Source organism: Pseudomonas persica (assembly GCF_900291015.1).
Classification (GTDB): Bacteria; Pseudomonadota; Gammaproteobacteria; order Pseudomonadales; family Pseudomonadaceae; genus Aquipseudomonas.
The window spans coordinates 1-256 of the sequence record NZ_OLKL01000043.1 but is presented as its reverse complement, the minus strand read 5'-3'; the positions used below and the strand labels follow the sequence as shown (position 1 = coordinate 256).

Genomic DNA, 256 nt, shown 5'->3' with positions numbered 1-256 from the left:
GTTGCCTGGGTGGCTACCAATGAGGCTGGTGTTGTACAGGCAATTCATGCTCATTTTCTCGTTGGACATCGGCGGTGGCAGCAGCAGCCCATCGGGTGGGGTGCGCAGCTCGACCTGATCGATCGTTTCGCCCTTGCCGTCCGGCAGCAGGAAGTCGTCCACGTCCATGTACAGCCCACCCTCATGGTGCAGCATCCGGTAGCGCAGCACATCGGTCGCAGACGCGTAATTGGTGGCGATGCCACCGTTGCCATCC

1 protein-coding gene is annotated in these 256 nt (G+C 60.9%); it reads right to left on the bottom strand.

The annotated features are described in order from the left end of the window. Window positions 1-256, bottom strand: a 256-nt coding sequence (locus FQ664_RS19995; protein ID WP_144174358.1) for a glycosyltransferase, incomplete at both ends; no start/stop codon positions are given.